Raw genomic sequence first — 18960 nt, 5'->3', positions numbered from 1 at the left:
ATAAGAACATTATAGCAACACGGGAGCTAGAGATGATTGATTTCCTCAAGGACTTCGCCGCCTTCGTGACCCTCGGTGCCTTCACCATCGGTTCGCTGACCTGGATGGATCTGCTGACGAATTTGGCCTGATCGCTGTGGATTGGGGGCGGGGTGATTTGACCTCTGGCCCCGACAGGCTAAGACTCCTTGCAGGAGACTAATATGCGCGGCCCCGGCTTCATCCACCTGCACGTTCACTCGGCTTTCTCGCTCCTTGAAGGAGCTGTTCAGCTCGAGTCGATTCTCAAACTCGCCGCCGCCGACGCTCAGCCGGCGCTTGGTCTGGCCGACACGGCCAATCTCTTCGGCGCCCTCGAATTTTCCGAAAAGGCGACGAAGAAGGGCATACAGCCGCTGATCGGCGTCGAACTCGCCATTGACTTCGCCGCTGCCGAGGAGCGTGTCAGCGAACGTGGGCATGTGGCCTGGAACGGCAAGTCCAGCGTCGTCATGATGGCCCAGTCCGAAGAGGGCTTTGCCAACATGTCGCGGCTCGTTTCGCGCGCCTATATGCAGGGCGAAAACGGTCTGGCGCGCGCCAAGCTCGATTGGCTGACGCCCGAATCCCTCTCTGGCATGATTTGTCTCTCCGGTGGCCCGGAAGGCGCCATCGACATGCCCTTCGCCCATGGGCAGGACGCCAACGCCATCCGCCGCCTCGACCGCCTCGCCGACCTCTTCGGCGATCGCCTCTATATCGAATTGCAGCGCCATGGACGTCCGCAGGAAATCAACGTCGAACCGCGCCTGATCGACTATGCCTACCGCAAGGGCATCCCGCTGGTCGCCACCAACGAGCCCTTCTTCAAGTCCGCCAAGGAATACGAAGCGCACGACGCGCTGCTTGCGATTGCTGGCGGCACGGTTCTGGCTCAGACCGAACGCCGAAAGCTCAACGACCAATACTATTTCAAGACCCGCGCGGAGATGATCGAGCTGTTTGCCGATCTCCCCGAAGCGCTCGATTCCACCATCGAGATCGCTCGCCGCGTCGCCTATCGCCCGCGCACCCGCGGCCCCATCCTGCCCAAATTCGCCGCCGGCTCGCACGACACCGAAGAGGCTGTCGTGGCCGCCGAAGCTGCCGCCTTGCGCGAAATTTCGGTTACGGGTCTGGACGCGCGCCTCGCCGCCCACGGCCCTGGCCCCGGCAAGACCGAACAGGAATATCGCGAGCGGCTCGATTTCGAGCTGAACGTCATCGAGAAGATGAAATTCCCCGGCTACTTCCTCATCGTGGCCGACTTTATCCAATGGGCCAAGGCGCAGGGCATTCCGGTGGGGCCGGGGCGTGGCTCCGGTGCCGGCTCGCTCGTGGCTTATGCCACCACCATCACCGACCTCGATCCGCTGCGCTATAATCTCCTGTTCGAACGCTTCCTCAATCCCGAGCGCGTCTCGATGCCCGACTTCGATATCGACTTCTGCCAGGACCGGCGCGAAGAAGTCATCGAATACGTGCAGAAGAAGTACGGCGCCGAACAGGTCGCCCAGATCATCACCTTCGGTTCGCTCCAGGCCCGCGCCGTGCTGCGCGACGTCGGCCGCGTCTTGCAGATGCCCTACGGTCAGGTCGACCGTATCTGTAAGCTGGTGCCGGCCAATCCGGCCGACCCCTGGACCATCGAGCGCACCATGAACGAGGTGCCGCAGTTCAAGCAGATGGCCGAGGAAGACGAAACCGTCGGCCAGCTTGTCGAAATCGCCAAATCGCTCGAAGGCCTCTTCCGCCACGCCTCCACCCACGCCGCCGGCATCGTGATCGGTGACCGCCCGTTGCAAGAGCTGCTGCCGCTCTACCGCGATCCGCGCTCCGAAATGCCGGTCACGCAGTATAATCTCAAATGGGTCGAGCCCGCCGGTCTCGTCAAATTCGACTTCCTCGGCCTCAAAACCCTGACCACCATTCAATACGCCGTGGAGATGGTGCGCCAGCGTGGCATCGCGCTCGATATCGACGCCATCCCCATCGACGATGCGGCCACATACAATCTCTATGCCCGTGGCGATACCTACGGCATCTTCCAGTTCGAAAGTGGCGGCATGCGCCGGGCCCTGATGGACCTCAAGCCCGACCGTATCGAAGACCTCATCGCTATGAACGCGCTCTATCGGCCCGGTCCGATGGACAATATCCCGAGCTTCATTGACCGTAAGCATGGCCGCGAAGAGGTGGAATATCCCCACCCCAAGCTCAGCGAAGTGCTCGACGAGACCTATGGCATCATCGTCTATCAGGAGCAGGTGATGCAGATCGCCCAGCTCCTGTCGGGCTATTCGCTCGGCGAGGCCGACATGCTGCGCCGCGCCATGGGCAAGAAGATCAAGGCGGAGATGGATAATCAGCGGATCCGTTTCCGCGAGGGGTCCGGCCCGCAAGGCGTCAGCGAAGCGCTGGCCGACCAGATTTTCGATCTTCTGGCAAAGTTCGCGAACTACGGCTTCAACAAGAGCCACGCGGCCGCCTATGCCTGGGTGTCCTACCAGACCGCCTATCTCAAGCAGCACTTCCCGCACGAATTCTATGCGGCCTCGATGACGCTCGATATGGCGCAGACCGACAAGCTCTCCGACTTCCGCCGCGAGGCCGGTAAGAAGAAGATCGAAGTCGTCCCGCCCTGCGTCAATGCTTCCGAAGTGGTCTTCTCGGTGAAGAACGACCGCATCCATTACGGACTCTCCGCCGTCAAGGGCGTCGGCCGGGCTGTTGCAGAGCATATTGTGGAAGTCCGCGGCGACAAGCCGTTCAAGGACCTCGGTGACTTCGCTAGGCGTGTCGATCCCAAGGCGATCAACAAGCGCACGCTTGAAACCCTGGTCAATGCCGGCGCCTTCGACGCGCTGGTCGAACGTCGCGAGATTGCCTTCGCCGCCATGGACCAGGTCGTCGGCACTGCCCAGGCCCTGACCACTGAGCGCAACGAAGGCCAGTGGAATATGTTCGCTTCGAGCGAACCCGAGCCGTTCCGCCTGCCATCGGGTGTGCCCGTCTGGAATTCGACCGAGCGCGCCGACCGCGAACTTTCGGCCATTGGCTTCCATCTCTCCGCCCACCCCCTCGATGCCTATTCCGACCTCTTCGAGCGCCTCCGCGTCCAGCGCTGGAGCGATTTCGAGCGTGCCGTGAAAGATGGCGCTTCGGCCGGTCGCATGGCCGGCACCATTTCATCGCGTAACGACAGGCGAACGCGTAAAGGCACGCCGATGATGATCCTGAGCCTCTCGGATCAGAGCGGCACTTTTGAAGTCATCGCCTTTTCCGAACAGATCACCCAGTTCGGCGCCATTCTGCAGCCGGGCAATTCGGTGATCCTCGAAGTCGGCGCCCAAGAGCGCGCGGAAGGCATCAGCCTCATGCTCAACGGCGCCAAACCCATCGAAGGGTTGGCGGAAAGCATAGACCGCCGCCTTACCATCTTTACCGCGAGCGAAAAGGCTCTGGGCCCTGTCAGTGCGCAATTGAAGCGTGGTGGGAATGGCACGGTGAGTTTCGTGGTGATCCGCGACGCCGGCGCCCGAGAATACGAAATCGAACTGCCGGGCAAATATTCCGTCAGTGCCGAAGTCGCCGGCGGCATCAAGGCGCTCGACGGCATTACCGATGTGCGTTTCAATTAGGGCAGGGGCCGGATAAACGCAGAGGAGGTGAGCGCAAAGCTCTTCCTCCTCCGCTCAGGGGCTCTCACCCTGTAGCCCCACGTCTGGGCGCGGGTCCATGAAGACCCAACGAGTAATCCACGGATCGGTTCTCTAACGATCCCGTGAGTGACTTTGGCGGGTTGCGCTGGCGCAAGACTTCGCTTATATCGCCCACGCGTCCGGCGGTTTGGCCGGCGCGATCTCACACACGAAGCAGGCATTCCCGATGGAATGCCATCCGGTGGCGGGCAACCGTCGCAAGGCTTCGTGGAGGCATCAACCGGTAAAGGAATACCAAATGGCTCTGCCAGAATTCTCCATGCGCCAGCTCCTCGAAGCAGGCGTGCACTTCGGCCACCAGAAGCACCGCTGGAACCCGAAGATGGAACGCTTCATTTTCGGCGTTCGCAACGACATCCACATTCTCGACCTGTCGCAGACCGTGCCGGCCCTGAGCCGCGCCCTGCAGCTTGTGTCCGACACCGTTGCCGATGGCGGCCGCGTGCTCTTCGTCGGCACCAAGCGCCAGGCTGCCCCGCTCGTTGCTGAAGCTGCCAAGCAGTCCGCTCAGTACTACGTCAACTCCCGCTGGCTCGGCGGCACGCTGACCAACTGGCAGACGATCTCGAACTCCATCTCGCGTCTGCGCGAACTGGAATCGATGAGCGAAGAAGACCTGAACCTGCGCACCAAGAAAGAGCGCCTGATGATGTCCCGCGAGCAGGAGCGTCTTGAGCGCGACCTCGGCGGCATCAAGGACATGGGCAACGTTCCCTCGCTCCTCTTCGTGATCGACACCAACAAGGAAGCCAACGCGATCAAGGAAGCCCGTCGCCTGGGTATCCCGGTCGTCGCCATCGTCGACACCAATTGCGATCCCGACATGGTCGACTACGCCATCCCGGGCAATGACGACGCCAGCCGCGCTCTCGAGCTCTATGTCTCGCTGGTCTCGCGCGCTGCCCTCGACGGTATCGGCCGCTCTTCGAGCGCTCTCGGCCAGGATCTCGGCGCTTCTTCGGAAGCCCCTAGCGAAGATCTTCCGGGCGAAGGCGCCACTGTCAACTAAGTCCGGTATGTCCGGAATCGTTTGAACGAAACTATGCGGCCCCAGACCGGGGCCGCCGAAAGGTGAACCCATGGAAATCACTGCTGCACTGGTTAAGCAGCTCCGCGACTCGACCGGCGTCGGGATGATGGACTGCAAGAAGGCCCTGGCCGAAACCAATGGCGACATGGAAGCTGCCGTCGATTGGCTGCGCACCCGTGGCCTCGCCAAGGCCGCCAAGAAGGCCGATCGCGTCGCTGCTGAAGGTCTGGTTGGCGTTGCAACCTCCGGCACCAAGGCTGCCGTGGTTGAAGTCAATTCGGAAACCGACTTCGTTGCCCGCAACGAGCAGTTCCAGAACATCGTTGGCTCGATCGCAAAGCTTGCTCTCGACGCTGATGGCGATGTTGCCAAGCTCGGCGAAATGCCGTTCCCCGGCGCTGGTCACTCGGTTCAGGCCGAACTGACCGAAGCCATCGCCAAGATCGGCGAAAACATGAATCTGCGCCGCACGCTGACCGTCTCGGTCTCCGATGGCGTGGTGGAAAGCTACGTGCACAACGCCGTCAAGGCGGGCCTGGGCAAGATCGGCATTCTGGTCGCGCTCGAATCCACCGGCGACAAGGCCGCCCTGTCGGCTCTCGGCAAGCAGCTTGCCATGCACATCGCCGCCACCAACCCGCTGGCGATCGACTCCAGCGAGCTGGATCAGGACGTCGTGGCCCGCGAGCGCGCCATCATCCTCGAGCAGGTGAAGGAATCGGGCAAGCCCGCCGACATCGCCGAGAAGATGGTCGAAGGCCGTCTGCGCAAGTACTATGAGGAAGTCACTCTCCTCGCGCAGACCTTCGTGATCGACGGCGAAACCAAGGTCGCCGACGCCATCAAGAAGTCCGAAAAGGACGTTGGCGCCCCGATCAAGCTGACCAAGTTCGTGCGATATGCGCTCGGCGAAGGCATTGAAAAGGTCGAAACCGACTTCGCAGCCGAAGTCGCCGCGACCGCAGGCGTCAAGGCCTGATGACTTTTGGACGGGCCTTAACGGCCCGTCCATCGCTCTCCAGTGCGGCTGGATCGAGCTTCCAAAAATTTTACATTTACTTCCTGCGTGGCTTAGCCTTCAGCTTGCGGCAGTTTTGCCCTAGTGTCCCGAAGGTCTTGCAGAGTCGCGAGCCCGCAGTCTCACATGAGGTCTTCCGATGGCGTCGAGCTACAAGCGCATTCTGCTCAAGGTTTCGGGCGAGGCGCTGGCGGGAGATAATTCCTTCGGCATCGAGCCGCCCTTTCTCCAGGCTGTCGCCAAGCAGATCGCGGACACGGCGCGCTCCGGTATCCAGGTCGCCATCGTCGTTGGTGGCGGTAATATCTTCCGCGGCATGGCCGGCGCCGCCGATGGCACCGATCGTGTCACGGCCGACCTGATGGGCATGTTGGGCACCATGATCAACGCCCTTGCCCTTTCCAACGCGATTACCCGCCAGGGCGTTAAGTCGAAGCCTTTCAGCGCCGCGACCATGCCGTCTGTCGCCGACACGTTCACGGCGCGCGACGCCAAGCAGGCGCTTGAAGAGGGCTTTGTCGTCGTCCTCGGCGGCGGTACCGGCAACCCGTTCTTCACCACCGATACGGCTGCCACGCTGCGCGCCATCGAGCTTGAATGCGATGTCGTGCTCAAGGGCACCAAGGTCGACGGCGTCTATTCCGACGACCCGAAGAAGAACCCCGAAGCCGTCCGCTACTCCCAGATTGGCTACGATGAAGTCATTACCCGTAATTTGAAGGTGATGGATACGGCTGCATTCGCGCTTGCCCGCGACAGCCACATGCCCATTATTGTATATGCGCTCGACGAGCCCGCTGGCCTTTCCGGCATCCTGGAAGGCAAGGGCCTGTCGACCCGCGTTGGCGACCCGATCTAGGGCAGGGGCGTTTCGCCCATTGCACCTTTCCGGTGCGAGTTTAATAGAGAAGCGCGCCCAAAGCCGGCAGCGCCAAATGACTGGAAGGACCTCGGCCATGGCCTATGATCTCACCGACATCAAGAACCGCATGCAGAAGTCGATTGCTTCGCTCAAGGACGAACTGGTGGGCCTGCGCACCGGCCGCGCCAGCGCCAGCCTGTTGGAGCCTGTGACGGTCGAAGCCTATGGTTCGCGCACGCCGCTCAGCCAGCTCGCCACCGTGACTGTTCCCGAGCCGCGCATGCTCTCGGTTCAGGTATGGGACCGGGGTCTGGCCAATGCCGTGGAAAAGGCGATCCGCGATAGCGGCCTCGGCCTCAATCCGATGGGCGAAGGCCAGGTCATTCGCGTTCCGCTTCCCGAACTCAACGAGCAGCGCCGCAAGGAGCTCGCCAAGGTCGCCCACACCTATGCCGAGCAGGCCCGCGTTGCTGTGCGCCACATTCGTCGCGATGGCATGGACGCCTTGAAAAAGGCGGAGAAGGACGGCGACATGAGCCAGGACGACGCCAAGAAGCAGTCCGATCTCGTGCAGAAGGCGACCGATGATGCCGTCAAGGAGATCGACGTCATCGTGGCGGCCAAGGAACAGGAAATCATGCAGGTCTAAGGACCGGTATGGAACGCCGCCGGGAGGGGCGTTGATGGCAAGCGAGACCGCCGCAAAAATGAGCCCGGACCTCGGTTCGGGCCTCCGTATTCCGGTTCACCTGGGCGTGATCATGGATGGCAATGGCCGTTGGGCCAAGGCCAGGGGCAAGCGTCGTACAGAGGGGCACGTCGAGGGCGTGCACGCCTTGCGCAACCTTGTGCAGTCCTGCATCAAGCACGGCGTCGGCTACCTCACGGTCTTCAGCTTTTCATCCGAGAATTGGGCGCGTCCGCCCGAAGAAGTCTCCTTTATTTTTGGTCTTCTGCGCCGCTTCGTAGCTTCCGACCTGCAGCGGCTCATGCGCAACAATGTTCGCATCCGCATCATTGGCGGCAGGGCAGGGCTCGAACCTTCGCTCGTGCGCCTTATTGAAGATGTGGAAGCCAAGACCGCGGCCAATACCGGTCTCGTTCTCATTGTCGCCTTCAACTATGGCGGGCGAGCGGAAATCACCGATGCCGTCCGGCGCCTGGCAAAGGACGCCGCAGAAGGCCGCATCGATCCCGCCGATATCGACGAGGCTGCAATCTCGCGCGCCCTCTATACGGTGGATGTGCCCGATCCGGACATCATCATCCGCACGAGTGGCGAGCAGCGTCTCTCCAATTTCCTGCTTTGGCAGTCGGCTTATGCCGAACTGGTCTTCGTCCCGGAAAACTGGCCGGATTTCGATGAGGCAAGTTTTATCCGTGTCCTCGAAGCCTATTCGCTGCGCGATCGGCGTTATGGCGGTCTGGGGGCGACCGGGAGTTGATGGAGCCAGGCGCACCTTCTCCCAAACCTCCCGCATCCCAACGTCGCAATTGGGCCGACGTCGGCCCACGTTTTGCATCGGCCATGGTGCTGATCGCCGTTACGGCAACGGCGCTCTATCTAGGCAGCTACTTTTTCTCTGGCGTCGTAGGGGCCGTCTATGCCGGCGCCTATCGCGAATGGGAAACCATGGTTTCCCGCGCGCCTCTGACGGTGCCCGGCATGGCGCTGATCGGGCTGGTTGGCCTTTCCGGCCTCATCTTTCCGTTGCTCGGTATTTGGGGCCTTGTTGGCGCCATAGCGCTTGCTTGCGCTGTCGCCGCATTCATGGGACGCGAGCTATTCTTATGGCGGGCGGTCGGCCTCGTGCTGTTCGGAGTTTTGATTCTCTCGGCGGTGCTGATGCGAGGCGAGGGCGTCGCGGGCATTTGGGCGGGCATTTTCCTTGGCACGGTCGTCTGGATGACTGATTCTGCGGCTTTCTTCACCGGCCGACAGATCGGCGGCGAGAAGCTGGTTCCGAGCATTTCGCCCTCGAAGACCTGGTCAGGCGCTCTGGGCGGTCTTGCCCTCGGGTCCGGAGCCGGCCTGCTCGTCTGGATCGTCCTGACCGATTCGCCTTGGTGGATAGGTCTGTTGATTTCCCTCTCGATCAGCATCCTTGGCCAACTGGGTGATCTCTCCGAAAGCGCCGTAAAGCGGCATTTCCGGATCAAGGACAGTGGCGACATTATCCCCGGTCATGGTGGTTTGATGGATCGGCTTGATAGCCTCACATTCGGCATCATTCTGGTCTTGATCGTCGGCGCACTGCACGGTGGCTTCGGTTCGGTGGCCGAAGGACTACTCTATTGGTGATCACCGCCCAGGCAGTGCGTCTGCCTCACTCCCGGAATGACGATGTTTGATTTTGTGTACTGGCTCCTGTCCTACGTCGTCCCGTTTCTCGCGGTTCTGACGGTCATCGTCTTCGTCCATGAAATGGGCCATTACCTTGTGGCGCGCTGGAATGGCGTTGCTATTCAAGCCTTCTCGATCGGTTTTGGGCGAGAGCTGATCGGCTGGAACGATCGTCACGGCACACGCTGGAAGATTTCGGCGATTCCCTTGGGCGGCTATGTCCGCTTTGCCGGCGACACGAATGCCTCCAGCATGCCGGACCCCGATGCGCCGGAGCTGCGCGATCCTGCGCTGGGGCCGCGGCTTTTCGTGAACAAGTCGGTCTGGCAACGCATCGCCATCGTAGCTGCCGGCCCCCTCGCCAACGTGCTCCTGACCTTCCTCATCCTTTATGCGCTCCTGCTTGGTTATGGCCGCGAAACCGTGCCCGCCGTCATCGGCGAAGTCATCGCTGGATCGGTAGCCGAAGCCGCCGGCTTTGAGCCCGGCGACAAGGTTCTCTCGGTGGACGGCTATGTCGTTCGCGGTTTCGAGGATTTCCAGCGCTATGTCGCCACGAGTCCCGCCCGTGAGGTGGTCGTCGAAATCGAGCGCGGCGCAGCCAAGGACACGCTTCACCTCGTGCCCGAGCCGGTTGTGATTCAGGACCGGTTCGGCAATGACCAGCGCATCGGCCGGATCGGCGTCAGCCGAAATATCGAAGAGGCAGACATTCAGCTCTATCGCCCCGGACCCATCGAGGCGATCGGCATGACGGTTGAAGAAATTCGCTTCATCGTGCAGCGCACGGCCGCTTTCCTGGGCGATTTTTTCGTTGGCCGCGGCGATGTTCAGCAGCTTAGCGGGCCCGTGAAAGTGGCCAAGGTTTCGGGCGAAGTGGCGACACTCGGCGTCATTGCCCTCATCAACCTGATGGCGCTTCTGTCTCTCAACATTGGGATATTCAATCTTTTACCCGTTCCCATGCTCGACGGCGGCCATCTCTTGTACTATCTGATCGAGGCCGTTCGCGGACGACCGCTCAGCATGCGCGTGCAGGAGATGGGATTTCGCTTCGGCTTCGCCCTTGTGCTGGCCTTGATGGTTTTTACCCTGTTCAACGACACGGTTTTCGACCATTTTGGCATCTTGCGCTAACCCTTGGTTAACCTTGGTTCGCAAGGTGTTGCACGAATACAAGCGCGCCAATGAATTGCTAACTGCGTCCGGGCTTACCGCTTGTCCGTGGTTAAAAAAACAGTAAAACACTCCAATGGAGTTAGCTTGGGGGAGCGGCGTATGACGATTCTCCAGGCAGGTCGCAGAAGGCAATAACAATATGATTAACCCCAAGCTGTTGCGTGGCGCTGTCTCGGTGATCGCGATTATGGGTGCGAGCCCAATGGTCGGCGCCGGGATCCCGGTGCTGGGCGTAGTTGCCGCGCAGGCGCAGGAACAGTTGGTCGGTTCGGTCCTTTTCGAAGGCAACCGGCGCTTCTCCGACGCACAGCTCCTGGCGATGGTCGATGTCTCTGCCTCCGGCATCTACACCTCGCAGCGTGTTGCTGCCGACGTCGAAAGCATCCGTCAGGCCTATGATCGCGATGGCTTCCTTGGCGTGACGGTGACGTCGCGTACGGAGCCGACCGCTGATGGTCGTGTTCGCGTGGTCTTCCAGGTCAATGAAGGTGAGCGCGCGGGCATCGCTGCGATCAACTTCACCGGCAACAATGCAATCAGCGGTGGCAACCTCAAGGGTGCCATGCTGACCAAGGAGACCGGCATCCTGAGCTGGCTTCTCCGTGACGACACCTATGACGAGCAGAAGCTGGCGGTCGATCGCGAGCGTCTCCGTCTCTACTACGCAAATCGTGGCTACCCCGATGCTCAGGTGACTTCGGTTGCCGAGTATGATGCTGCGCGCAATGCGTACTTCATCAATTTCACGGTCAATGAAGGCCAGCGCTACCAGTTCGGCAATATCGGTATCGAAACCAGCATCAACGGTCTCAACACCGACGTGCTGCGCTCGACCGTCCAGACCGGCAAGGGCGCGCAGTATTCCGTGTCAAACCTGCAGGAAACCATCGAGGACATGGCCTACGAAGCCACGGCCCAGGGTTATTCCTTCGCGGACGTTCGCGCTCGCCTCGATCGTGACGTAGCGACCGGCACCTTCAACGTGACCTATCTGGTCGACGAAGGCGCACGTATCTATGTCGAGCGCATCAACATCACCGGCAATACCAAGACGCGCGACTTCGTCGTTCGCCGCGAGCTGGCCTTTGGTGAAGGCGATCCGTTCAACCGCTCCATGGTCGTCCGTGGTCGCGATGCGATCCAGAACCTGGGTTTCTTCTCGAAGGTTGAAGTCACGACCGCACCCGGCTCCTCGCCGGACAAGGTGGTTCTGAACATCAACGTCACCGAAACCTCGACCGGTGAATACGGCGCGAGCGCCGGCTACTCGACCAGCGACGGTGTCCTCGGCGAAGTCTCGCTGACAGAGCGCAACTTCCTTGGTCGTGGCCAGTACCTGCGCGCCGCCATCGGTGCATCGCAGTCGGGCCGTACCTTCGACTTCTCCTTCACCGAGCCGCGTTTCATGGGCCTGAAGGTGTCGGCTGGTTTCGACGCCTATCATCGCATTTCGGACGAAACGACCTCGAGCTTCTACGGTTCTCAGTCGACGGGCGGTCAGCTTCGCTTCGGCGTGCCGATCACCAGTGCGCTCAACGCTACGCTGTTTGGTGGCTACGAGCGCAAGACCATTTCCGACGTCAAGGATAACCCGCAGTACAAGTCTGCTCTGGTCAATGACGGCCAGGAATTCAACAAGGCCTTTATTGGCTACACGTTGACCTGGAACGGCCTTGATGACGTCAAGAATCCGACCGAGGGCCTCTACGCAACTTTCACCCAGCAGTATATCGGCTGGGATCATAACCTGCTGAAGACCGAAGCCCGTGGCCGTTACTTCATGCCGCTTCTTGACGATAGTGGTATCGTTGCCAGCGTTCGCGGTCAGGCCGGCATTGTGAACAGTCTCGATGGTGGCTCGGTTCACGCGGTGGAAGCCTTTATGCCAGGCGCCACGATCATACGTGGTTTCGAAGGTCGTGGAGTTGGACCTCGTTTGGCAGCAAACGCATATGGTAACAGCGAATATCTGGGCGCTACCATGTATGCGGCTATTTCTGCGGAAATCGAATTCCCCATTCCGGCACTCCCGGAAAGCTATGGTTTGAGCGGCGCGCTTTGGGCGGATGCTGCTTGGATCGACGGGTTGCCGGGAACGGGAACGGGTACTGTCGATCCGTTGAGCCAAGACGTCCCGCTGCGTACCTCCATCGGTGCCTCGCTTATCTGGGACTCGCCGTTCGGCCCGCTGCGCGGCGACGTTTCGCACGTCCTCAACAAGTCGACGGCAGACCGTACTCAGGTCTTCCAGATCACGCTTCAGACCTTGCTCTAATACGAGCAACGTGAAAGAAGTCATCAAGCCGCGGGGCGGTAGCTCCGCGGCTTTTCTTTTGAAGTGATCTCATGGTCGATACTCGATTTCACCGATTTTCCGGACCGATTGCTGTCGGCGCTCTGCTGGCGGAGCTCGGACATGCCGATCTGGCCGCAGGACTTGCCGACAACGACCGTGTGATTGGCGGCGTCTCAGAACTTGAACTGGCTGGCCCCAGCGATCTCTCGCTTGCAGCGCACATGTCATATGTCGAGGAGCTGCGCCGTACGGCCGCCGGCTTCATCATCGTGCACCCGTCCTTGAAGGACAGCGTGCCGGCAGGCGCTATCGCCATCGTGGCTCCGCGCGCCCACAATCTCTTCACCGAAATTCTGGATCGCCTCTATCCGGGTAGCACCAGGGCAGCCATTGTCGGCGGTCGTGAGGATCTCGATGCGCCGATCTTCGAGCGTGATGTTACCATTGGTTCCAATGTGGTTATCGGCAATGGCGTCGAAATCGGGCGCGGCACGATCATTGGGGCTAATACTGTCATCGGCCCTGGCGTTACCATCGGTCGCAACAGCATCATTGCCCCCAATTGCACCATAGACTGCGCGCATCTGGGCAATGAGGTGGTCCTGCACTCGGGCGTTCGGATTGGTACCGAAGGCTTTGGCTGGCTTGATCATGGCCAGACCAATCGCAAGATTCCGCAACTTGGCCGCGTCATTATTCAGGATCGCGTCGAGATCGGCGCCAACAGCACGGTTGATCGCGGCGCCCTTGGCGACACGGTCATTGGCGACGGCACGAAGATCGATAATCAGGTGCAGATCGGACATAACTGCCGCATCGGTCGCAACTGCCTGATCGCGGCCCAAAGCGGCCTTTCCGGTTCGACCATCGTGGAAGACGGCGTGCTGATGGGCGGCGGCGTGGGCACTTCGGGCCATTTGCGTATCGGCGCAGGTACGACTATTTTCGGCCGGGCAGCAGTGACCAAGGACTGGCCGGCAGGCTCCAAGCTTGGTGGCGCGCCAGCGCAGGAACTGAAGGATTTTTGGCGGGAACTCGCCACATTGCGGAAATTGGCCAAAGGGGACAAGCGGGGATGACGGACACGGTAAGCTCGACGACTGAACTCGATGCCATGAGCATCATGGATATCCTTGCGGCCCTGCCGCATCGCTATCCCATGCTGATGATTGACCGCATCGTCGACATCAAGGGCGATGACTCCGCCGTCGGCATCAAGAACGTTACCTTTAACGAGCCGATCTTCCAGGGTCACTTTCCCAACAACCCGATCTTCCCCGGCGTGCTGATCCTTGAGGGCATGGCACAGACTGCTGGCGCCATCGTCATCAAGTATGACGCGACCGAGAACAGCAACAAAAGCATCGTCATGCTGCTCGGCATCGACAATGCGCGGTTCCGCAAGCCGGCCGGGCCTGGCGACACCATTGAATACCATATCTCCAAGCTGCACCGCCGCCGTACCGTGGGCCGCTACAAGGCCGAGGCCAGGGTGAACGGCAACATCATTGCCGAAGCCGAGCTTACTGCCATGATTGTCGAGGCCACCGAGTGAACGAAATCGTTGTTCATCCGACAGCGATTGTCGCAGCCGGCGCGCAGCTCGGGGCCGGTGTCAAGATTGGCCCTTACTGCATCGTGGGCGAACATGTGGTCCTGCATGATAACGTGGAGCTGATCTCCCACGCGGTTGTCGAAGGCCACACGACCATCGGCGCTGGCACGAGGATTTTCCCCTTTGCCTCCGTCGGTCATCAGCCCCAGGACCTGAAATTCCACGGCGAAGCATCGCGCGTTGAAATCGGCGAACGCTGCACCATTCGCGAATCGGTGACTATCAATCCGGGCACCGAGGGCGGCGGCATGCTGACCAAGATCGGCAATGACTGCCTGCTGATGGCCTGCAGCCATGTCGCGCACGACGCCACGATTGGCAACAATGTCGTTCTGGCCAATTACGTTGGTATCGCCGGCCACGCCGTCATCGGGGATTATGTTCGTTTCGGCGGCCTTTGCGGTGTGCACCAGTTCGTCCGCATCGGCAATCACGCCTTCATCGGCGCCCAGAGCATGATCGATGCCGACGTCATTCCCTACGGCATGGCGCTTGGCAATCGTGCGCGCCTGGCCGGCCTTAACCTCGTGGGTCTGAAGCGTTCCGGTTTCGATCGCGATGCCATTCATTCGCTCCGCGCGGCCTATCGCATGATCTTTTCGAGTGAAGGCACCTTGCGGGAGCGGGTCGACGACGCTGCCGTCATGTTCAAGGACGCGACCCTCGTTCAGGATGTCGTCTCCTTCATCGGCGGTGCCAAGGATCGGCCGCTGTGTCTGCCGCGTCCAGAGGCGGACGAGGAGTAGGTGGCGACCCCGCTGCGGCTTTTCATTCTGGCCGGCGAGCCCTCGGGCGATCGTATCGCTGCTGAACTGGTTCGCCGTCTGAGTGAGCGCGTTCCTGTCGAAGCCAGCGGCGTCGGTGGCGAGGCATTGTCTGCCGTCGGGGTCAGGTCGCTCTTCGATATGAACGAGCTGTCGGTCATGGGATGGGCCGATGTGCTGCCTCGACTGCCCAAGCTCCTCTGGCGCGCACGCCAGGTGGCGCAAAAAATCATCAAGACGCGCCCCGATGTGGCGGTAATGGTGGATTCGCAGGTCTTCTCCGAAATCGTTGCCAAGCAGGTCTACAAGGCCGCTCCCGACATTCCGGTGCTTCTCTGCGTGGCGCCGGCCGCTTGGGCCTGGAAGCCGGAGCGTGCAACGCATCTCAAGCCGCATTTCCGCGAAGTCATGGCGGTCCTGCCCTTCGAGCCGGCCTTCATGCGCAGCGTCTCCGGCCCGGAAACCCACTATATTGGACATCCCGCCGTCAACAGCATGGCGTTCCGCAAGTCCATCCCGGAGCATGGCCCGCTTCTCCTGCTTCCCGGTAGTCGCGACGGGGAGTTGCGGCGTCATTTGCCTTTCATGCGGGTCGTTGCCGAGCGGCTGGCTGCCCATCCCAAGGTCACGGGTTTCATTCTGCCAACGCCACGCCGTCTGGAGGCCAGCCTCAAGCAGAGGGTGGCGGATTGGCCGGTCAAGGTAGACGTCATCTCCGGCGAAGAGCGCAAGGCGTCTGCCATGGCCGGCGCGGTCGCCGCAGTCGCGGTTACCGGCACAGTGACGCTGGAGCTGGCCCTTGCCGGCGTGCCGATGGTGACGACCTATGTTGCCGAAAGGCGGCAGGCGAAGCTGTGGGTCAAATACAAGGTCAAGTTCGCTTCGCTGCCCAATATTTTGCTGGATCAGGCCGTGGTGCCCGAGATCCTTCAGCTTGAGCCGGACGTTGAACAGCTCGTCTCCGCGGCTCGCTCACTTTTGGACAGCGACGACGCGCTGCGGGCGCAGGTTGAGGGCTTCGCAAAGATACGTGGGCTCATGGAAGCGGGCACCGCCGAAGATCCGCGGATCGACCCCGCCGAGCGAATTTTGCGATACAAGACAGCCAAATAGCAATGACCCCGCCAAGGCGGGGTCATTTTCATTTCGATACTGAGATTAGCGGGCGCCGATCTCGGAATAGTCGCGGGCTACCGAGCCATTATAGAGCTGGCGCGGACGCCCGATCTTCTTTTGCGGGTCGCCGATCATTTCCTTCCACTGGCTGATCCAGCCAACGGTGCGGGCCACGGCGAAGAGAACGGTGAACATCGAGGTCGGGAAGCCGATCGCATCCAGGATCACGCCCGAATAGAAGTCGACGTTCGGATAGAGCTTGCGGTCGACGAAATACGGGTCCGACAGCGCGATGCGCTCAAGTTCCTTGGCAACCTGCAGCGTCGGGTTGTTTTCGACGCCGAGCAGATCGAGCACGCGGTTTGCAGTTTCCTGCATGACCTTGGCGCGCGGATCGTAGTTCTTGTAGACGCGGTGACCAAAGCCCATCAGGCGGAACGGGTCGTTCTTGTCCTTGGCGCGCGCGATATATTCGGGAATGCGATCCACGGTGCCGATTTCGCGCAGCATATTGAGTGCCGCTTCGTTGGCGCCGCCATGGGCAGGGCCCCAGAGGCAGGCCACGCCGGCAGCGATACAGGCGAACGGATTGGCATCGGATGAACCCGAGAGACGAACGGTCGAGGTGGACGCGTTCTGCTCGTGATCGGCATGGAGCGTGAAGATCAGGTCCATCGCGCGAGCGATTTCCGGGTTCACCTTGTATTCTTCCGCCGGCACCGAGAAGCACATGTGGAGGAAGTTCGAGGCGTAGTCGAGATCGTTACGCGGGTACACAAAGGGCTGGCCCACCGAGTACTTGTAGGCCATTGCCGCAAGCGTCGGGATCTTCGCGATCATGCGGATCGAGGCGATCTCGCGCTGCTGCGGATCGTTGATGTCGGTCGAGTCGTGGTAGAACGCGGCCATTGCGCCAACGACGCCAGTCATCACAGCCATCGGATGCGCATCGCGACGGAAGCCGCGATAGAAATAGTGCATCTGCTCGTGCACCATGGTGTGCTTGGTCACCAGCTCTTCGAATTCCTTGAACTGCGCCTTGGTCGGCAGGTTGCCGTAGAGCAGCAGGTAGCAGACTTCGAGATAGTTCGATTTTTCGGCGAGCTGTTCGATCGGGTAGCCCCGATAGAGGAGTTCGCCCTTGTCACCATCGATATAGGTGATGGCGCTGTCGCAGGCTGCCGTCGAGGTAAAGCCCGGATCGTAGGTGAACAGTCCAGTCTTGGCGTAGAGCGTGCGGATGTCGACGACATCCGGACCTACCGTTCCGCTCAGGATTGGAAATTCGACGGTCTGGTCTCCGACGACGAGTTTGGCGACTTTTTCGGTCATTGAGCTCTCCTCGTTTTGCCCACGCTCCGAGGGAAGGAAGGTGAAGCGGGGCAGCACCTCCAGCGGTGCCGATTGCTGCCCGCAGAGGTATCAGTTTTTGCCCCGCCGAGGCAACCGATAGGTAAGCAGAGGTTACCCTCTGCGAGCCCGTTTCTTAAGCGATTTGGTCATGCAAACGTGCCATCGATTCTTCGCGGCCGATAAGCACCATGACCTCGAAGATTCCCGGCGAAACCGTGCGCCCCGTAAGGGCTGCGCGCAACGGCTGGGCGAGCTTTCCGAGCTTGAGACCCTTGGCTTCGGCCAGTTCGCGCATGGCCGCATCAATGGCCGGCACTGACCAATCGGCAAGGCCCCCTAACGTTTCGGCAATACCGGCGAGAACCACCTTGGCCTCCGGCGTCAGCAGGGCTGCTGCGGCAGCGTCTGGCGTGATCGGGCGCAGGGCGTAGATGAACTGCGCGAGGTCGATGAGTTCCAGCACGGTCTTGGCGCGCGGCTGCAACTCGGGCAGGGCGGCCAGCACGGTGTTGTGGTTCGCCATCAGGCCCTTTGCATCCTCTTCGCGGCCGACTTCCTTGGCCGTGTCGATCATGACGTTGTAGAGATAGGTCGGATCGGCCTCGCGGATATAGTGGCCGTTGATGTTTTCGAGCTTGACGAAGTCGAAGCGCGCCGCGCCCTTGTTGAGCGCTTCGAGGCTGAACCACTCCACCATCTGCTCGGTCGAGAAGATTTCCTCGTCGCCATGGCTCCAGCCGAGGCGGGCGAGATAGTTGCGCAGCGCTGCCGGCAGATAGCCCATCTGGCGATAGGCTTCGACGCCCAGCGCACCGTGGCGCTTGGAAAGCTTGGCGCCATCCGGGCCATGGATCAGCGGGATATGCGCCATCTCCGGCACGGTCCAGCCCATGGCATTGTAGATGATGATCTGGCGGGCGGCATTGGTCAGGTGGTCGTCGCCGCGGATGATGTGGGTGACGCCCATATCATGATCGTCGACCACCACCGCATGCATATAGGTCGGCGTGCCGTCCGAGCGCAGGATGATGAAGTCGTCGAGGTTCTCGGTCTTGAACACGACCTTGCCCTGCACGTGATCATTGACCACGATCTCGCCCGTCAGCGGCGCCTTGATGCGGATAACAGGCGAAATGCCAGCCGGCGCTTCCTTCGGGTCGCGATCGCGCCAATAGCCGTTATAGCGCGGCGGCTTGCCGGCGGCGCGGGCTTCTTCGCGCATCTGGTCCAGCTCTTCCGGCGAGCAGTAGCAATAATAGGCATGGCCCATCTTCACCAGCTCATGGGCAACCTCGGCGTGACGCGAAGCGCGGGCAAACTGGCTGATCGGCTCGCCTTCCCAGTCGAGGCCAAGCCACTTGAGACCATCGATCAGGGCCACGACGGCAGCTTCGGTCGAACGTTCGCGGTCAGTATCCTCAATGCGCAGCAGCATCTTGCCGCCCTTGTTCTGAGCATAGGCCCAGCTGAACAGGGCCGTACGGGCGCCGCCGATATGCAGGTACCCGGTAGGGGAAGGAGCAAAACGAGTAACAACCTGGGACATGATAACCGGAACGAATTGAGGGAATTTCGGGCCGTGTGTAGCATAGGCGGGCTTGAGCGCAAGGGCAGGGGTGCGCAGTGCAGGGGCAGGGGGCCAG

Annotated in this window: 15 protein-coding genes; 13 read left to right on the top strand and 2 right to left on the bottom strand. The window is 60.9% G+C overall.

The genetic code is table 11. The features are described from left to right. Positions 1–203: 203 nt before the first annotated feature. The 13 genes from dnaE (at position 204) to JP75_RS02830 (ending at position 15961) form a co-directional block, all read left to right on the top strand. The gene (gene dnaE, locus JP75_RS02890) at positions 204–3659 is read left to right on the top strand and encodes a DNA polymerase III subunit alpha (RefSeq protein WP_035078946.1); all 3456 of its coding nucleotides are present in this window, start codon (positions 204–206) and stop codon (positions 3657–3659) included. Positions 3660–3978: 319 nt separating this feature from the next. Beyond that, positions 3979–4749 carry a 30S ribosomal protein S2 gene (gene rpsB, locus JP75_RS02885; RefSeq protein ID WP_035078943.1) on the top strand — a complete coding sequence of 257 codons (771 nt, stop codon included), beginning with the start codon at positions 3979–3981 and terminating at the stop codon, positions 4747–4749. Positions 4750–4819: 70 nt separating this feature from the next. Continuing rightward, complete coding sequence (gene tsf / locus JP75_RS02880; RefSeq protein WP_035078940.1) at positions 4820–5749, top strand: translation elongation factor Ts; 930 nt, start codon at positions 4820–4822, stop codon at positions 5747–5749. Between the two features lie 178 nt (positions 5750–5927). After that, positions 5928–6647 carry a UMP kinase gene (gene pyrH / locus JP75_RS02875; RefSeq protein ID WP_035078937.1) on the top strand — a complete coding sequence of 240 codons (720 nt, stop codon included), beginning with the start codon at positions 5928–5930 and terminating at the stop codon, positions 6645–6647. A 97-nt stretch (positions 6648–6744) separates the two neighbouring features. Then, the gene (frr, locus tag JP75_RS02870; protein ID WP_035078934.1) at positions 6745–7299 is read left to right on the top strand and encodes a ribosome recycling factor; all 555 of its coding nucleotides are present in this window, start codon (positions 6745–6747) and stop codon (positions 7297–7299) included. A 34-nt stretch (positions 7300–7333) separates the two neighbouring features. Further along, positions 7334–8095 carry an isoprenyl transferase gene (locus JP75_RS02865; protein ID WP_035078930.1) on the top strand — a complete coding sequence of 254 codons (762 nt, stop codon included), beginning with the start codon at positions 7334–7336 and terminating at the stop codon, positions 8093–8095. Beyond that, on the top strand, positions 8095–8952 hold the full coding sequence (locus JP75_RS02860) for a phosphatidate cytidylyltransferase (protein ID WP_084587440.1): 858 nt from the start codon (positions 8095–8097) through the stop codon (positions 8950–8952). The genes JP75_RS02865 and JP75_RS02860 overlap by 1 nt, the downstream gene beginning before the upstream one ends. 42 nt (positions 8953–8994) lie before the next feature. After that, positions 8995–10131 (top strand): RIP metalloprotease RseP, encoded by a 1137-nt coding sequence (gene rseP, locus JP75_RS02855; protein ID WP_244446240.1) that lies wholly within the window; start codon positions 8995–8997, stop codon positions 10129–10131. A gap of 181 nt (positions 10132–10312) precedes the next feature. Next, a complete protein-coding gene (bamA, locus tag JP75_RS02850; RefSeq protein WP_051960225.1) occupies positions 10313–12448 on the top strand; it encodes an outer membrane protein assembly factor BamA in 2136 nt (711 codons plus the stop codon). A 71-nt stretch (positions 12449–12519) separates the two neighbouring features. Further along, positions 12520–13548, top strand: a complete 1029-nt coding sequence (gene lpxD / locus JP75_RS02845; RefSeq protein WP_035078924.1) for a UDP-3-O-(3-hydroxymyristoyl)glucosamine N-acyltransferase — start codon at positions 12520–12522, stop codon at positions 13546–13548. Next, positions 13545–14024, top strand: a complete 480-nt coding sequence (gene fabZ / locus JP75_RS02840; protein ID WP_035078921.1) for a 3-hydroxyacyl-ACP dehydratase FabZ — start codon at positions 13545–13547, stop codon at positions 14022–14024. Before lpxD ends, fabZ begins: the two co-directional genes overlap by 4 nt. Further along, entirely contained in the window at positions 14021–14830 is an 810-nt protein-coding gene (gene lpxA / locus JP75_RS02835) for an acyl-ACP--UDP-N-acetylglucosamine O-acyltransferase (protein ID WP_084587439.1), read from the top strand. Before fabZ ends, lpxA begins: the two co-directional genes overlap by 4 nt. Next, the gene (locus JP75_RS02830; RefSeq protein WP_035078919.1) at positions 14831–15961 is read left to right on the top strand and encodes a lipid-A-disaccharide synthase; all 1131 of its coding nucleotides are present in this window, start codon (positions 14831–14833) and stop codon (positions 15959–15961) included. Between the two features lie 45 nt (positions 15962–16006). Here JP75_RS02830 and gltA read toward each other — a convergent pair whose 3' ends face one another. Further along, positions 16007–17296, bottom strand: coding sequence for a citrate synthase (gene gltA, locus JP75_RS02825; protein WP_035078916.1), 1290 nt, complete (start codon positions 17294–17296; stop codon positions 16007–16009). Positions 17297–17450: 154 nt separating this feature from the next. Next, complete coding sequence (gene gltX / locus JP75_RS02820) at positions 17451–18866, bottom strand: glutamate--tRNA ligase (RefSeq protein ID WP_152565717.1); 1416 nt, start codon at positions 18864–18866, stop codon at positions 17451–17453. Between the last annotated feature and the right edge of the window lie 94 nt (positions 18867–18960).

It is taken from the genome of Devosia riboflavina, from assembly GCF_000743575.1.
In the GTDB taxonomy this organism is placed as follows: Bacteria; Pseudomonadota; Alphaproteobacteria; order Rhizobiales; family Devosiaceae; genus Devosia; species Devosia riboflavina.
The sequence above is the reverse complement of the archived record's forward strand: the minus strand, read 5'-3'. Positions and strand labels throughout refer to the sequence as shown.

What these genes read in the sequence shown, in the direction of transcription:
- rseP (WP_244446240.1), top strand. Translation starts at nt 8,995, where the DNA reads ATGTTTGATTTTGTGTACTGGCTCCTGTCCTACGTCGTCCCGTTTCTC.
- frr (WP_035078934.1), top strand. Translation starts at nt 6,745, where the DNA reads ATGGCCTATGATCTCACCGACATCAAGAACCGCATGCAGAAGTCGATT.
- rpsB (WP_035078943.1), top strand. Translation starts at nt 3,979, where the DNA reads ATGGCTCTGCCAGAATTCTCCATGCGCCAGCTCCTCGAAGCAGGCGTG.
- JP75_RS02865 (WP_035078930.1), top strand. Translation starts at nt 7,334, where the DNA reads ATGGCAAGCGAGACCGCCGCAAAAATGAGCCCGGACCTCGGTTCGGGC.
- dnaE (WP_035078946.1), top strand. Translation starts at nt 204, where the DNA reads ATGCGCGGCCCCGGCTTCATCCACCTGCACGTTCACTCGGCTTTCTCG.
- gltA (WP_035078916.1), bottom strand. Translation starts at nt 17,296, where the DNA reads ATGACCGAAAAAGTCGCCAAACTCGTCGTCGGAGACCAGACCGTCGAA.
- tsf (WP_035078940.1), top strand. Translation starts at nt 4,820, where the DNA reads ATGGAAATCACTGCTGCACTGGTTAAGCAGCTCCGCGACTCGACCGGC.
- JP75_RS02860 (WP_084587440.1), top strand. Translation starts at nt 8,095, where the DNA reads ATGGAGCCAGGCGCACCTTCTCCCAAACCTCCCGCATCCCAACGTCGC.
- fabZ (WP_035078921.1), top strand. Translation starts at nt 13,545, where the DNA reads ATGACGGACACGGTAAGCTCGACGACTGAACTCGATGCCATGAGCATC.
- lpxD (WP_035078924.1), top strand. Translation starts at nt 12,520, where the DNA reads ATGGTCGATACTCGATTTCACCGATTTTCCGGACCGATTGCTGTCGGC.
- bamA (WP_051960225.1), top strand. Translation starts at nt 10,313, where the DNA reads ATGATTAACCCCAAGCTGTTGCGTGGCGCTGTCTCGGTGATCGCGATT.
- pyrH (WP_035078937.1), top strand. Translation starts at nt 5,928, where the DNA reads ATGGCGTCGAGCTACAAGCGCATTCTGCTCAAGGTTTCGGGCGAGGCG.